The sequence below is a fragment of the Variovorax sp. GW821-FHT09B01 genome (assembly GCF_059418345.1).
The window spans coordinates 84837-99359 of record NZ_JBWKPQ010000029.1 but is presented as its reverse complement, the minus strand read 5'-3'; the positions used below and the strand labels follow the sequence as shown (position 1 = coordinate 99359).

Below are 14523 nucleotides of genomic sequence, written 5' to 3'. Positions count from 1 at the left end.
GTCGCCTTTTCTTTGCCTACTTTCTTTTGGCGAAGCAAAAGAAAGTAGGTCGCCCGCCGGGGCGAGACCCGGCCAACGACCTAACCAACAGGCAAGAAGGCGACAACAAAAAGCAGCCCGTCAGACAGCCCGAATAGGGATATACATCTCCCCCCCACCCGCCACAAACTCCTTCGACTTCTCCTCCATCCCCTTCTCCACAGCCAACCCCTCGGCCACCCCCTTCGCAGCCGCATACTCCCGCACCTCCTGCGTGATCTTCATCGAGCAGAACTTCGGCCCGCACATCGAACAGAAGTGCGCCACCTTGCTCGAATCCTTCGGCAACGTCTCGTCGTGGAACTCGCGCGCGGTATCCGGATCGAGCCCGAGGTTGAACTGGTCCTGCCAGCGGAACTCGAAGCGCGCCTTGCTCAGCGCATCGTCGCGCGACCGCGCTCCCGGATGTCCCTTCGCCACGTCCGCCGCATGCGCGGCGATCTTGTAGGCAATGATCCCCTGCTTCACGTCGTCGCGATCGGGCAGCCCCAGGTGCTCCTTCGGCGTCACGTAGCACAGCATCGCGGTGCCGGCCCAGCCGATCATCGCCGCGCCGATCGCGCTCGCGATGTGGTCGTAGCCGGGCGCGATGTCGATCGTCAGCGGGCCCAGGGTGTAGAACGGCGCCTCGTGGCAGTGCTTGAGCTGCTCGTCCATGTTCGACTGGATCATGTGCATCGGCACGTGGCCCGGGCCTTCGATCATGGTCTGCACGTCGTGCTTCCAGGCGATCTGCGTGAGCTCGCCGAGGGTGCGCAGCTCGGCGAACTGCGCCTCGTCGTTGGCGTCGGCACCGCTGCCGGGGCGCAGGCCGTCGCCGAGCGAGAAGCTCACGTCGTAGGCCTTCATGATGTCGCAGATGTCCTCGAAGTGCGTGTAGAGGAAGCTCTCCTTGTGATGCGCGATGCACCACTTCGCCATGATCGAGCCGCCGCGCGAGACGATGCCGGTCATGCGGTCGGCGGTCAGGTGGATGAACGGCAGCCGCAGGCCGGCGTGGATGGTGAAGTAGTCGACGCCCTGCTCGGCCTGCTCGATCAGCGTGTCGCGGTAGATCTCCCAGGTCAGGTCCTCGGCCACGCCGCCCACCTTCTCGAGCGCCTGGTAGATCGGCACGGTGCCGATGGGCACCGGGCTGTTGCGCACGATCCAGTCGCGCGTGGTGTGGATGTTCTTGCCGGTCGACAGGTCCATCACGTTGTCGGCGCCCCAGCGGATCGCCCACACCAGCTTCTCCACTTCTTCCTCGATGCTCGAGGTCACGGCCGAGTTGCCGATGTTGGCGTTGATCTTCACCTTGAAGTTGCGCCCGATCGCCATCGGCTCCACCTCGGGGTGGTTGATGTTCGCGGGAATGATCGCGCGGCCGCGCGCCACCTCGTCGCGCACGAACTCGGGCGTGATGATGCGCGGGATGCTCGCGCCCATGGGGTTGCCGGCCACGCGCTTCGCGCGCTCCTCGTTGGCGAGGTACTCGGCCATCCACTCGCGCTTGCCGTTCTCGCGCAGCGCCACGTACTCCATCTCGGGCGTGACGATGCCGCGGCGCGCGTAGTGCATCTGCGTGACGTTGGCGCCCGACTTCGCGCGGCGCGGCGTGCGCTGCAGCGCCGAGGCGCCGGCACGCAACTCGGCCAGGCGCTGGGCATCGCGGTCCTCGTTCTTCGCGCCGTCGTCGAGCGCATGGTGCGTGCGCCCCTCGTAGCTCTCGGTGTCGCCGCGCTCGGCGACCCAGGCACCGCGCACGTCGGGCAGGCCGCGGCGCACGTCGATCTCGACCTTCGGGTCGGTGTAGGGGCCCGAGGTGTCGTAGAGCGACACGGTCTCGCCGTTGGTGAGCTTCACGTCGCGCACCGGCACGAACAGGTCGGGCCTGCTGCCGGGAATGACGCACTTGTGCGACGCGGGGAAGGGCTCGCGCGTGAGCGAGAGCAGGGTGGTGAACTTGTCGGGGGCATTCATGCAGGGCACTCCTTGTGGATGGAAAGGGTGCTCCGCAATCGCTCGGTGGGCTGTGGGCGCCGTCTCGGGTGGAGGGACGGACCGAAGCCAGGGAGTGCAGCTCTTCTTACGCCGGTATGACCCGGATCAAGTTCGCGGGTCGGCAGCTTTGCCATCTCAGCACGCCACATGCGTGCACCCCGGAGCGGGGCCGATTGTGCGAGCGCCGGCCTTCGCCGTCAACCGCCCGCGTCAAGACGGCGCGCTTTCGCACCGGGCTTCAGGCGCGCGCCTGCAGGTCGCCGTCGACGTAGTACCAGCGCGACAGGCCCTCGGCATCGGACTCGCGCACGAAGCGGCTGCGCTCGTGCAGCCGCGAGGCCGTGCCCGAGGCACCGCGCTGGCGCGCGACGAACTCGACCTCGGCATGGTCGGCATCGCTCATCGAGCGGCCGCGCACGTCGAGCCCGAGCCAGCGCACGTCCGGCTCGAAGTCGAGCGAGGCCGGCCGCGTGCTCGCGTGCCAGGTGCCGAGCAGGTACTCGGCACGCTCGCGCACGAAGGCCGTATAGCGCGAACGCATCAGCGATTCGGCATCGGGCGCGGGGGTGTGCTCGAAGTCGTCGAGGTAGCGGCCGCAGCACATCGCGTAGGCGATGGGCTTGTCGCGGCGGTCGGTGCGGCCGCAGGGGCAGGGTGCGGTGGAGGGATCGGGAACGCTGGGCATGGAGGCCCCTATTGGAACACCGTGCGGGCAGGGGCCTCCAGAGGGCAAGCCCTGGGGCCGCCGCGAGGGGGATCAGCGCGCCTCGGCCGGCCGCATGCTCTGCGCGATCGCCTCGCGCAGCGCCGGTGCGTCGGCCGGCTTGTAGATCAGCGCGTAACCTGCGCGCTCGACCTCGGCGCGGTTCGCGTGCGCGGTCTCGCCCGTGAGGATCACCACGTGGCGCGCCTTGCCCACCGCCTGCAGTGCCTGCGCGGCGGCCAGCCCCGAGAGCCCGCTGCCCAGGCGCAGGTCGCTGAGCATCAGGTCGAACACGCCGGCCTGCTGCAGCGCCTCGCGCGGATTGGCGGCCAGCGCCACTTCGTGGCCCCAGCCGCCGAGCAGCGAGCGCATGGCCTCGCGCACCGGCTGCTCGTCGTCGAGCACCAGGATGCGGATCGGCCCGCCGGTGGGGAGCGCTGCCTCCGGCGGCACCTCGGCGGGGGCCTCGCCCGGCAGCGGCGCCATCTGCTCGAGCACCAGCGAGAAGGTGCTGCCGCGCCCCGGCGCGCTGCGCAGCGCGATGCGCGCGCCCATCACCTGCGCCATGCTGGCCACCAGCGACAGCCCGAGGCCGAGCCCTCGGCTGCGGTCGCGCCCGGGGTTGTCGACCTGGAAGAACTCCTCGAACACCTGCTCGCGGTGCGCCGTGTCGATGCCCACGCCCGAATCGCGCACCTCGATGCGCCAGGCGGGCGCGGTGCCCGAGGGGCCGCCGCGCGTGCGCCGCGCGCACACCAGCACCGTGCCGTGGGGCGTGTACTTGATCGCGTTGTCGACCAGGTTGCCGAGCAGCCGCGCGAGCATGCGCGCGTCGGCGCGCACCACCGCGGGCGTGGCGCGGATGCGCAGCACCAGCCCCTTGGCCTGCGCCAGCGCCGCGAAGCGCCCCTGCAGCGGCGCGAACAGTGTGGCCAGTCGCACCGGCTCGAAGCGCACCGGCGCCACGCCGCCGTCGAGCTGCGCGATGTCGAGCAGCGCGTCGATCGAGCCGCGCAGTGCATCGACGCTGTCGCGCATGAAGCGCAGGTTCTCGGCCGTGGGCGCGTGGCGCGTGTCGAGCGCGTCGACGAAGATCGCGAGCGCATGCATGGGCTGGCGCAGGTCGTGGTTGGCGGCCGCGAAGATGCGCGCGCGCTGCGCCGCGAGCTGCGCCACGTGCTCGAGCTGGCGCGCCAGCGCATCGGCCAGCCGCGCGTTCTCGAAGCCGTTCTCGATCGAGCCCACGATCAGCCGGTTCTGCTTGCGCGCGTAGTGCAGCGCCGCCAGCAGCTGCGAGAGCGCGAGGCAGCCCATGATGACCGTCACGCTGCCGGGCTCGATCACCAGCCGCAGCGCGAGGCTCAGGAACACCGGCACGCTGAAGCACAGGGCCGCGAGCCACCACTGCGCGAGCGCCGCGATGATCACGCCGGTGACGCCGCTCACGAAGAAGTACAAGAGCAGGATGTGCGCGAGATCGCCGCTCGGGAAGAACAGCCACGGCGCCAGTGCCCACACCACGCCCGGGAACAGCATGCGCAGCTCGAGGCGGCGGCGCGTGGCCCAGGCCGAGGCGGCATCGATCGCCTCCGGCGCGAGGCTGCGCAGGTGGCGATGCATGTGCCACTGCATGCCATGCACCAGCACGGCCCACACCAGCGTGCCCTTGTGGCCGGTGAGCACGAGGAAGGTGATCCAGAACACCGCGGCGGTCACGGCCGCCGACAGCGGCGTGTCCATGGTGTCGACGATGTAGGCGCGCGCCAGGCTCTGGTCGACCAGCGGGTTCGGGTTGGGCGATTCGACCCAGTAGGCGCGCAGCCGCTGCAGCAGGCCGGCGGCCTGCGCGGACGAGCGCTCGGCGCTGGCGGGAGGCGTGGGCGGGGTCGGTGGCATGGCGGGTTCGCGGCCCATTCTGCCCGCGCCATGTGTCCGCCCATCGACCCGCGGGCATCCACCCTTGGCGTGCCGCTTGCTACCCGCTAACGTGACGCCCCGGAGACCGGACAAGGTGTGAATAAACCTACTGCGCGCCCCGATCTCGCACCTGCGGTCCTCACCGTACAGAGTACGGCTCCGGTCCTCGGCGCGACCTCGGGGCGCTCGCTACGGTTTCTTCACACCTTGCGAGTGGACCACGGGAAGACAACGCACACCATCGAGGAACAACGGCCATGTACCTGAGCGCTTCCGAACAGCAGGCCTTGCGCGGCGTGTTCACGCTGCTCGCGCGCGACGACGAGGGCGGCGAGCGCGAGATCCGCGAGCGCCTCGGCCATGCGCTGCTCGGCCTGCTGCGGGCCGACCAGTTCGCCTCCTTCGTCTGGGACGCCGAGCGCGGCGGCTTCGGCTCGCGCGTGGCGATCAACATGGCGCCGGCCAACCTCGACACCTATGCGCAGTGGCACCAGCACCACGACCCGATCACCTTCGTGCTGCAGTCGCGCCGCCGCGCCACGCGCGTGACCGAGGTGATGCCGCAGCGCGAACTGATGCGCACGCCCTTCTTCAACGACTTCCTAGCGCGCGACGGCCTGCATTGGGGCCTGAACCTTCATGCCTTCGACGGCGAGCGCGCGCTCGGCGACCTGCGCATCTGGCGCCGCAAGGAGCGCGGCGATTTCGGCGCGCGCGAGACGCTGATGCTCGACCTGATCGAGCCTGCGTTCGCGGGCGCGCTGCGGCGCGCGCAGCAGCGCACGGGTGGCGCGGGAAGCGCGGCCGCCTCGCCCTGGGCCAGCCTCAGCGCGCGCGAACGGCAGGTGGCGCGCGCCGTGCGCGAAGGCCTCACCGACAAGGACATCGCGCGCCGCATGGCGGTGGGCGTGCCCACGGTGCGCACCTACCTGCGGCGCATCTTCGACAAGCTCGGCATCGAGCGCCGCTCGGCGCTCGCGGGCGTGCTGCCGCGCGATTGAATCACTTCGCCGCCGGCAGCCGCCCCAGCAAGGGCTCGATCGCGAGGCCCAGCGCCAGCAGGCGGCGGTCGCTGCCCGCGGGGCCGTCTAGCTCGAGCCCGATCGGCAGGCCGCTGGTCGCGCCCAGCGCCGAGGGCAGCTGCAGGCCCGGGATGCCGGCGTTGCTGCCGGGGTCGGTGTTCTGGATCAGCGCGCCGAAGTTCTCGGGGCTGCTGGCCTCGGGCGCGGCCAGCAGCGCCACCTGCGGCACGGTCGGGAACACCAGCGCGTCGAGCCGGTGCTTCGTGAAGGTGTCGCGGTAGAGCTTCTGCAGCGCCGGCCGCGCCACGCGCATCGCGTGGTCGTAGGCCGGCTTGGCGTCGACCGTGCCGTTCGCGGCCGGCAGCTTGCGCGGCAGCACCAGGCCGTCGAAGGTGCCCTTCACGTCGGGGCTCGCGATGCCCGCGGCGAGCTGCTTCAGGTCGATGCCCGTGGCGTACTTCGCGAGGTAGGCCGCCATGTCGTCGTTCGCCTCGTAGAGCGCGACCGGGAAGCCCACCGCGCCGTTGAGTTCGGCGAGCTTCGGCATCTCGAGCTCGACCAGCGTGACGCCGGCCGCGCGCAGCTTGGCCAGCGCGGCATCGGTGGCGGCGCGGGTGTCGGCATCGAGGTTGGCGAAGAAGGCCGGCACCACGCCGAGCCGCACGCGTTTCAGGTCGGCGGGACGCACCGCCGCGCCGCCCGCGATCGCGCGGTCGAGCAGCACCAGGTCGGCCACCGACAGCGCCATCGGGCCGGCGGTGTCGCGCGTGTGCGAGATCGGCGCGATGCCCTGCTGCGGATAGCGGCCCATCGAGGGCCGCAGCGACGCGCAGCCGTTGAAGGCGCAGGGAATGCGCACCGAGCCACCGGTGTCGGTGCCCAGCGCGGCCGACACCATGCGCGCGCCGAGCGCCGCGCCGTTGCCCGACGAGGAGCCGCCCGCGATGCGGCGCGGGTCGTAGGCATTGCGCACGCCGACCTCGGGGCCCGAGGGGAAGGCCGGGTTGTAGCCGGTGACGCCGAAGGCCAGCTCATGCATGTGGGTCTTGCCCAGCACGATGGCGCCGGCCGCGCGCAGCTTCGCGACCACCGGCGCGTCGGCCGCCGGCACGAAGCCCTTGAGCGCGGGCGTGCCGGCGCTGGCGGGCAGGCCGCGCACCTGGATGTTGTCCTTGATCGCCACCGGCAGGCCGGCCAGCGGCTTGCAGGCCGCGCCGGGCTTGCGCGCGGCATCGGCGGCGCGCGCGGCCGCGAGCGCGCCCTGCTCGTCGAGCGTGATGAAGGCGTTGAGGTTCGCCTTGGCCCTGGCCTGCGCGACATAGGCCGTGACCAGCTGCTCGCTGGTCAGCCGGCCGGCGCAGAGCTCGCGCACCGCCTCGCTGGCGGTCAGGGTGGCGATGTCGGGCGCGGCCGGTTGCTGGGCGTGGGCTCCTGTGGCGCTCATAGCGAGCACGGCCAGCGCGGACGCTGCGAGACGCGCCGGGCGGCGCAAGGGGACGAAGGAAGAACGGGTCATGGCGGCGGCCTCGATGAACGAACGGAAGGCCGCCATCGTGCGCCGCCGCGCGGCGGCTGTCTGTCGTCGAAACCGATGACAAGGCGCGGATGCGCGATCGGTGGCCCCTACTCGAACAGCACCCACTCGGGCCGCATGTTGAGGCGCACCGGCAGGATGCTCACGCCCAGGCCGCTGGTCACGTACATGCGCCGGCCGCGGTTCTCGATCCAGCCATAGGCCCAGGTGCGCGGCGCCGCGCCGGGCACGATCGGCGCGCCGTAGCCCGGCACCCAGACCTGGCCGCCATGGGTGTGGCCGGCCACGGTGAGCACCGGCGCGGGCGCGGCGAGGCGAGGCATCCCGGCCAGGCTCGCGGGGTCGTGCATCAGCATCAGCGTCGGGGCGCCGGCCGGCACGCGCGACAAGGCGCGATCGGGCCGCGAATGATCGGTGGAGTGGTCGCCGATGCCCACCACCCAGAGCTCGCGCCCGGGCAGCGGCACGGCGTCGTTCTCGAGCACCACGATGCCCTGCGCCGACAGCGCGTGCGCGATGCGCGCGCCGTCGTGCCACCAGTCGTGATTGCCGAGCACGGCGTACACGCCCAGCGGCGCCTTCAGCCGCCCGAGCACCCCGGCCATGGTCTCGATCGGCAGCGGCTCGTCGCCGCCGTGGCCGGCCAGGAAGTCGCCGGGCAGCAGCACCACGTCGGGCTGCGCGGCATTGATGGCGTCGACGATGCGGCGCGCGCGCTCCACGTCGGTCACGCGCCAGAGGCTGCGTTCGGTGATGTGCCAGTCGCTCGCGACCGCGATGCGCAGCCGCGGCTGCGCGCCCCAGGCGGCGCTGCCCAGCGTCTCGGTGCGCGCCGCGACCCAGCGCGGCTCGATCGCGACGCTCCAGAGGCCGAGCGCGGCCAGCGCGAGCGCCGCGAGGGCGCGCCATCCGGGGCGGCGCATCAGCGCGGCTGGCTCACAGTGCCCGCTGGATCAGCAGCTTCTGGATGTCCGAGGTGCCTTCGTAGATCTGGCACACGCGTACGTCGCGGTAGATGCGCTCGAGCGGGAAGTCGTTCACGTAGCCGTAGCCGCCCAGGGTCTGGATCGCGGCGCTGCACACGCGCTCGGCCATCTCGCTCGCGAACAGCTTGGCCATCGCGGCCTCCTTCAGGCAGGGGCGGCCGGCGTCGCGCAGGCTCGCGGCATGCCAGATCAGCTGGCGCGCGGCCTCGAGCTGCGTCGCGCAGTCGGCGAGCCGGAAGCCCACGGCCTGCTGGTCGAAGATGGACCCGCCGAAGGCCTGGCGTTCCTTGGCATAGGCCACGGCCACGTCGAAGGCGCTGCGCGCCATGCCCACGCTCTGCGCCGCGATGCCGATGCGGCCGCCCTCGAGCGCGCCGAGCGCGATCTTGTAGCCCTCGCCCTCGGCGCCGATCAGGTTCTCCGCCGGGATGCGGCAGCCGTCGAAGTTGATCTGCGCGGTGTCGCTGCTGTGCTGGCCGAGCTTGTCCTCGAGCCGCGCCACCTGGTAGCCCGGCGCGTCGGTCGGCACGATGAAGGCGCTCATGCCGCGCTTGCCCGCGGCCTTGTCGGTGACCGCGATCACGATCGCCACCTGGCCGTTCTTGCCGCTGGTGATGAACTGCTTCACGCCGTCGATCACATAGCCGTCGGCGTCCTTGCGCGCGGTGGTGCGCAGGCTCGAGGCGTCGCTGCCGGCCTGCGGCTCGGTCAGGCAGAAGGCGCCGAGCATCTGCCCCTGCGCCAGCGGCTCGAGCCACTGCTTCTTCTGCTGCGCATTGCCGTAGCGCATCAGGATCGCGTTGACGGGGCAGTTGGTCACGCTGATCGCGGTGCTGGTGCCGCCGTCGCCGGCCGCGATCTCCTCGAGCACCAGCGCGAGCGTGAGGTAGTCGAGGCCGGCGCCGCCGTGCTCCTCGGGCACGCAGATGCCGTAGGCACCGAGCGCTGCGAGGCCCTGGTGCACTTCCTTCGGAAAGCTGTGCTCGCGGTCCCATTTCGGCGCGTGGGGCCAGAGTTCGGCCTGCGCGAAATCGCGCACGGCGTCGCGGATGGCTTCCTGGTCGGTGCTCAGCAGCATGGCGTGTCTCCTTGTGTCGTTCTCGTCGCGTCGTCGTTACTTGCCCGAACCCAGGTCCATGATCAGGCGCGCGGCCATGTACAGGCGGCGCGGAATCGCGCTGATGTCCACGTACTCGGCCTTGTCGCTGTGGTAGCCGAAGCCCGGCAGGCCCAGGCTCTCGATCACGGGCTTGCCCGACAGCGCCGCGTAGGCCGCGTCGGTGCCGCCGCCGGTGCGCTCTTCCACGCCCAGCGTGCCGCCGGCTTCCTTGTAATAGCTCACCGCCTTGTCGACCAGCTTCCTGCCGCCCTCGCCGGCATTGAAGGCCGGGCGGCCGCGCGTGACGATCACCTTCACGTCGGCATCGGGCAGCTTCTTCTGCTGCGCGCGCTCCTCGAGCGTCTTCATCGCGGCATCGAAGTCCTCGTTGCGCGCGTAGCGCACGTCGGCATTGAGCGTCGCGCTGGCCGGGATGATGTTCGAGACGTTGCCGGCCTTGGCGATGGTCCAGTTGAAGCGCAGGTTCTTCGACTTGTCGTCGATGCTCATGGTGCGCAGCACCAGGTCGGAGGCCTCGACCAGCGCATTCACGCCGAGGTCGGGCGCGGCGCCCGCGTGCGAGGCCTTGCCCGTGATGTTGACCTGCACGTAGGCGATGCCCGAGGTGCCGAGCGAGAGCTTCTCGTCGCCGGCGCCAGTGGGCTCGAACGAGAGCACGTAGTCGGCCAGCTTGGCCTCTTCCTGGATCAGGTCGCGCGAGCCGAAGGAGCCTTTTTCCTCGTCGGTGTTGAACAGCACGGTGATGGTGCCGTAGTCGCGCACGCCGTAGTCCTTGAGCAGCTTGAGCGTGTGCAGGATCACGGCATTGCCGCCCTTGTCGTCGGCGATGCCGGGGCCGTAGGCCTTGTCGCCCTCGATGCGGAACGGCGCCTTGGCGAGCGTGCCCTTGAGGTAGACGGTGTCCATGTGCGACATCAGCAGCAGGTTCTTGCCGCCGCGGCCCTTGAGCTTGCCGACGATGTTGTCGCCCACCACCAGGCCGGCCGACTTGCTGCGCGTGACGGTGAAGCCCAGGTTCTTCAGCTCGCCCTCGAGGAAGTTGCCCGCCGCGGCGATGCCCTCGGCGTCGCCGGTGCCGGTCTCGATGTTGACCAGCTTCTCCAGCGTCTTGATGACGGCGGGCTGCTCGTCGGTGGCGGCCTGGAACAGCACGTTGTCGCGCTTCTGCGCCCAGGCGGCCGGCGCGAGCAGGGCGCCCGCGAGCACGGCGGCGATGACGTTGCGTGAATGAAAGGGACGCATGGGACCTCCTGCTTTTCTGCGATTCGTTCGGAAACTGGGAAAGACCGCCGGCGGCCGCCGCCGACCGGCCGCCCCGGGGAGGGGCGGAAGGCGGCGGGCGGCCCGGGCCGGCGGACGGGCGCCGTACCTTTTACAGCAGTTCGAGCGCCACGGCGGTGCCTTCGCCGCCGCCGATGCACAGCGTGGCCACGCCGCGCTTCTTGCCCTGCGCCTTCAGCGCATGGATCAGCGTGACCATGATGCGCGCGCCGCTGGCGCCGATCGGGTGGCCCAGCGCGCAGGCGCCGCCGTGGATGTTGACGCGGTCGTGCGACACGTCGAGCTCGTGCATCAGCGCCATCGGCACCACCGCGAAGGCTTCGTTGACCTCCCAGAGGTCCACGTCCTTGACGGTCCAGCCGGTCTTCTTGAACAGCTTGGCCACCGCGCCCACCGGGGCGGTCGAGAACCACTCGGGCTGCTGCGCGTGCGTGGCATGGCCGACGATGCGCGCGATGGGCCTGGCGCCGATCTTCTTCGCATGCGACTCGGTCATCATCACCAGCGCGGCGGCGCCGTCGTTGATCGACGAGCTCGAGGCGGCGGTGATGGTGCCGTTCTCCTTCTTGAACGCCGGCTTGAGCGTCGGGATCTTGTCGAGCTTGACCTTGCCCGGGCCTTCGTCGATGGCGATCAGCGTGTCGCCGCCGCGGCCCTTGACGGTGACCGGCACGATCTCGTCCTTGAACAGGCCCGTGTCGGTGGCCTTCTTGGCGCGCTCGACGCTGGCGATGGCGAAGGCGTCCTGCTGTTCGCGCGTGAACTTGTACTTGGCCGCGCAGTCCTCGCCGAAGGTGCCCATCGAGCGGCCCGGCTGGTAGGCGTCCTCGAGGCCGTCGAGCATCATGTGGTCGAAGATGCGGTCGTGGCCCATGCGGTAGCCGCCGCGGCCCTTGAGCATCAGGTAGGGCGCGTTGGTCATGCTCTCCATGCCGCCGGCCACCATCACGTCGTGCGTGCCGGCCAGGAGCAGGTCGTGCGCGAGCATCGCGGCCTTCATGGCCGAGCCGCACATCTTGCTGAGCGTGACCGCGCCGGCGCTGTCGGGCAGGCCGCCCTTGTAGGCCGCCTGGCGCGCGGGCGCCTGGCCCTGGCCCGCCATCAGGCAGTTGCCGAACAGCACCTCGCCCACGCTGTCGGGCGCGATGCCGGCACGCTCGACGGCGGCCCTGATCGCGGCGCCGCCGAGGTCGTGCGCTGCGAGGGAGGAGAAGTCGCCCTGGAAGCTGCCCATGGGGGTGCGGGCGGCGCCGACGATGACGATGGATTCGGACATGTGAGTGCTCCTTGAAGCTGAAGAAAGAATGCGGGTCCGCGGATGCGAAGGCCCGTCAGGAATGCGCCGCCTGCTCCTCGTCGTGGAAGCGTTGCGACTCTTCGTACGGGAACACATCCAGCATCTGGCCGGCCTGGATGCGTTCCTTGTGGTGCTGCCAGAAGGCAGCGTCGAGCAGGTCGGCGTGGTGCGCCATGAAGGCTTCGCGCACGTCCTTGTTGCCCAGCAGGAAGGGCTCGAAGGTCTCGGGGAACACGTCCTTCGGGCCGACCGAATACCAGACCTCGCCGCTCATCTCCTCTTCCTCGTTGCGCGGCGCGGGCACCTTGCGGAACTGGCAGTCGGTGATGTATTCGATCTCGTCGTAGTCGTAGAACACGACCTTGCCGCCGCGCGTGACGCCGAAGTTCTTCCACAGCATGTCGCCCGGGAAGATGTTGGCCGCCACCATGTCCTTGATCGCGTTGCCGTACTCGATCACCGCCTGCTCGAGCTGCTCCCTGGCGCGCCTGGCCTGTGCCGGGCTCTCGGGATGCGCGAGCATGTCGAAGGCCTCCTGCAGGTAGATGTTCAGCGGGATCATCCGGCGCTCGATGTAGACATGCTTGAGCACCAGCTCCATCTCCCCGTTGCCGTCGCGATCGCCGATCTCGAGCTGGCTGGGCGCGAACTTCCGGATCTCCTCGATCAGCGCGGGCTCGAAGCGGTCGAGCGGAAAACCCACGTCGCTGTACTCGAGCGTGTCGGCCATGCGGCCCACGCGGTCGTGCTGCTTCACGAGCATGTACTTGCCCTTGATCTGCTCGCGCGTGGTGTCCTTCGGTGGCGGATAGAAGTCCTTGATGACCTTGAACACGAACGGGAACGAGGGCAGGTCGAACACCAGCATCACCATGCCCTTGATGCCGGGCGCGATGCGGAAGCGGTCGCTCGAGTAGTTGAGGTGCGAGAGGAAGTCGCGGTAGAACAGCGTCTTGCCCTGCTTGGCGAGGCCGAGCGCGTTGTAGATCTCGGCGCGCGGCTTGCGCGGCATCAGCGAGCGTAAAAACTGCACGCAGGCCGAGGGCACTTCCATGTCGACCATGAAGTAGGCGCGCGCGAAGCTGAACAGCATCTGCAGGTCGTCCTCGCCGAACAGCACCGCGTCGACGTGGAAGCGGCCCTGGCCGTCGTGCAGGATCGGCAGCGCGAAGGCCAGCTCGACGAAGCCGTTCATGATCTTGCCGACCACGTAGGCGCCCTTGTTGCGATAGAACAGGCCCGAGAGCACCTGCAGCTGGAAGTTGGCGCGCAGCTTGACCTGGTGGAAACGCGCCTGCATTGCGCTCGCCACGCGCTCGGCATCGCGCCGCTTGTGGGCCCAGCTGCCGAGCAGCGCGAAGTCGTCGAGCATCTGCTCGATGGTGTCGGCCAGCGTCGCGGGCGACGGATAGTAGGGCCGGTAGGTGGGCGCGCCGCGCGGCTCGATGTACTCGGTGCTGATCGCCGGGCGCACGAAGATGAAGTCGTTCTGGAAGTACGCGCGGTGCAGGATCTTGGTGGTGACCGAGTTGAAGAAGCTCTCGGCCAGCTCGGGCTGGTGATGGTCGACCAGCAGGCCGATGTAGTGCAGCTTGACCTGGTGCCAGACGTCCATCGGCTGCTCGCCGGCCTTGAACTCCTTCTCGAGCCGCGCCACCGCCTCGCTCACGCGCAGGTCGTAGAACTCGATGCGCTCGCGCTGCGCGCGCTGCTGGCCGTGCCAGTCGGCGGTCTCGAAGCGGTGCTTGGCGCGCGACGACTCGGCCCGGAACAGCGTGTAGTGCCGGTTGAAGCCGTCCATCATCGCCTTCGCGATGTCGTAGGCCAGCGGGGAGTCGAGGCGCTGCGGGAACATGAACCGAAGCGGGCGCGGTCTCAGTCGGCCGCGGGGGTGGCGGGCGCGGGCGCCGCTGCGGGCTTGCCCGTGAGTTTGGTCACCAGCTCGCCGGGGCGGCTGTACTTGTGGCGCACGCGCTGCACGGCGGCGCGGTAGAGCGATTCGAGCGACTTGTCGCCTTCCACGCTCATGCCCAGGTCCTGCAGCAGGCCGTCGTGCACGCCGAAGGTCCAGCCGTGGATCGTGACCTTCTGGCCGCGGCTCCAGGCGTCGACCATCACCGTGCTGACGGCCACGTTGACCACCTGCTCGGCGACGTTGAGTTCGCACAGCGCGTCGGCGCGCACTTCTTCCGAGAAGCTGTCGAGCATCACGTGGTGGCGGTCGCGCACGTCCTGGATGTGGCGGATCCAGTTGTCGGCCAGGCCGATGCGGGTGCCATTGAGCGCGGCTTTCACGCCCGCGCAGCCGTAGTGGCCCACCACCATGATGTGCTCGACCTTCAGGTGCTCGACCGCGAACTGGATCGCCGACAGCGCGTTGAGGTCGGAGTGCACCACGATGTTGGCCACGTTGCGGTGCACGAACACCTCGCCGGGCTCGAGGCCGGTGATCTGGTTGGCCGGCACGCGGCTGTCGGAACAGCCGATCCACATGTAGCGCGGCGTCTGCTGCTTGACCAGGCTGGTGAAGAAACCAGGCCGGTCGCGTTCCATCTGCGCGGACCAGGCGCGGTTGTGGGCGAAGAGGTCGTCGAGGGATTCGGACATGCGGGGATTGTCGGTGAGGTGGAGGGGGATTCGG

The 14523-nt window shown here is 69.9% G+C and carries 11 protein-coding genes and 1 riboswitch; of the genes, 1 reads left to right on the top strand and 10 read right to left on the bottom strand.

Annotated features, from left to right (window positions below):
* Positions 1–120: 120 nt before the first annotated feature.
* The 3 genes from thiC to AC07RV_RS40820 all read right to left on the bottom strand — a co-directional run bounded on the left by thiC (position 121) and on the right by AC07RV_RS40820 (position 4621).
* On the bottom strand, positions 121–2001 hold the full coding sequence (gene thiC / locus AC07RV_RS40830; protein ID WP_296787574.1) for a phosphomethylpyrimidine synthase ThiC: 1881 nt from the start codon (positions 1999–2001) through the stop codon (positions 121–123).
* An 86-nt stretch (positions 2002–2087) separates the two neighbouring features.
* A riboswitch (TPP riboswitch) is annotated at positions 2088–2193 on the bottom strand.
* A 67-nt stretch (positions 2194–2260) separates the two neighbouring features.
* Positions 2261–2707, bottom strand: a complete 447-nt coding sequence (locus AC07RV_RS40825) for a YchJ family protein (RefSeq protein WP_093348268.1) — start codon at positions 2705–2707, stop codon at positions 2261–2263.
* Positions 2708–2779: 72 nt separating this feature from the next.
* Positions 2780–4621: a hybrid sensor histidine kinase/response regulator gene (locus AC07RV_RS40820; RefSeq protein WP_296787576.1), complete on the bottom strand. Its 1842-nt coding sequence runs from the start codon at positions 4619–4621 to the stop codon at positions 2780–2782.
* Positions 4622–4899: 278 nt separating this feature from the next.
* Here AC07RV_RS40820 and AC07RV_RS40815 point away from each other — a divergent pair, with 278 nt between their 5' ends.
* Positions 4900–5643 carry a helix-turn-helix transcriptional regulator gene (locus AC07RV_RS40815; RefSeq protein ID WP_296781229.1) on the top strand — a complete coding sequence of 248 codons (744 nt, stop codon included), beginning with the start codon at positions 4900–4902 and terminating at the stop codon, positions 5641–5643.
* A gap of 1 nt (position 5644) precedes the next feature.
* Here AC07RV_RS40815 and iaaH read toward each other — a convergent pair whose 3' ends face one another.
* From iaaH to can, 7 genes are all read right to left on the bottom strand, one after another.
* Positions 5645–7108: an indoleacetamide hydrolase gene (gene iaaH, locus AC07RV_RS40810; RefSeq protein ID WP_296781233.1), complete on the bottom strand. Its 1464-nt coding sequence runs from the start codon at positions 7106–7108 to the stop codon at positions 5645–5647.
* Positions 7109–7287: 179 nt separating this feature from the next.
* Entirely contained in the window at positions 7288–8121 is an 834-nt protein-coding gene (locus AC07RV_RS40805) for a metallophosphoesterase (RefSeq protein WP_296781228.1), read from the bottom strand.
* Positions 8122–8134: 13 nt separating this feature from the next.
* The gene (locus AC07RV_RS40800; protein ID WP_296781227.1) at positions 8135–9262 is read right to left on the bottom strand and encodes an acyl-CoA dehydrogenase family protein; all 1128 of its coding nucleotides are present in this window, start codon (positions 9260–9262) and stop codon (positions 8135–8137) included.
* 36 nt (positions 9263–9298) lie between these two features.
* Complete coding sequence (locus AC07RV_RS40795) at positions 9299–10546, bottom strand: glutamate carboxypeptidase (RefSeq protein ID WP_296781226.1); 1248 nt, start codon at positions 10544–10546, stop codon at positions 9299–9301.
* A 130-nt stretch (positions 10547–10676) separates the two neighbouring features.
* Positions 10677–11861 carry an acetyl-CoA C-acyltransferase gene (locus AC07RV_RS40790; protein WP_296781225.1) on the bottom strand — a complete coding sequence of 395 codons (1185 nt, stop codon included), beginning with the start codon at positions 11859–11861 and terminating at the stop codon, positions 10677–10679.
* 55 nt (positions 11862–11916) lie between these two features.
* Complete coding sequence (gene aceK, locus AC07RV_RS40785) at positions 11917–13737, bottom strand: bifunctional isocitrate dehydrogenase kinase/phosphatase (RefSeq protein WP_296781224.1); 1821 nt, start codon at positions 13735–13737, stop codon at positions 11917–11919.
* Positions 13738–13757: 20 nt separating this feature from the next.
* Positions 13758–14489, bottom strand: coding sequence for a carbonate dehydratase (gene can, locus AC07RV_RS40780; RefSeq protein WP_296781223.1), 732 nt, complete (start codon positions 14487–14489; stop codon positions 13758–13760).
* Positions 14490–14523: the final 34 nt, after the last annotated feature.

Bases quoted from the DNA above. Each gene is read 5' to 3' on its own strand.
- AC07RV_RS40800 (WP_296781227.1), bottom strand. From the start codon at position 9,262: ATGCTGCTGAGCACCGACCAGGAAGCCATCCGCGACGCCGTGCGCGAT.
- AC07RV_RS40805 (WP_296781228.1), bottom strand. From the start codon at position 8,121: ATGCGCCGCCCCGGATGGCGCGCCCTCGCGGCGCTCGCGCTGGCCGCG.
- AC07RV_RS40790 (WP_296781225.1), bottom strand. From the start codon at position 11,861: ATGTCCGAATCCATCGTCATCGTCGGCGCCGCCCGCACCCCCATGGGC.
- thiC (WP_296787574.1), bottom strand. From the start codon at position 2,001: ATGAATGCCCCCGACAAGTTCACCACCCTGCTCTCGCTCACGCGCGAG.
- aceK (WP_296781224.1), bottom strand. From the start codon at position 13,737: ATGTTCCCGCAGCGCCTCGACTCCCCGCTGGCCTACGACATCGCGAAG.
- AC07RV_RS40825 (WP_093348268.1), bottom strand. From the start codon at position 2,707: ATGCCCAGCGTTCCCGATCCCTCCACCGCACCCTGCCCCTGCGGCCGC.
- AC07RV_RS40815 (WP_296781229.1), top strand. From the start codon at position 4,900: ATGTACCTGAGCGCTTCCGAACAGCAGGCCTTGCGCGGCGTGTTCACG.
- can (WP_296781223.1), bottom strand. From the start codon at position 14,489: ATGTCCGAATCCCTCGACGACCTCTTCGCCCACAACCGCGCCTGGTCC.
- AC07RV_RS40795 (WP_296781226.1), bottom strand. From the start codon at position 10,546: ATGCGTCCCTTTCATTCACGCAACGTCATCGCCGCCGTGCTCGCGGGC.
- iaaH (WP_296781233.1), bottom strand. From the start codon at position 7,108: ATGAGCGCCACAGGAGCCCACGCCCAGCAACCGGCCGCGCCCGACATC.
- AC07RV_RS40820 (WP_296787576.1), bottom strand. From the start codon at position 4,621: ATGCCACCGACCCCGCCCACGCCTCCCGCCAGCGCCGAGCGCTCGTCC.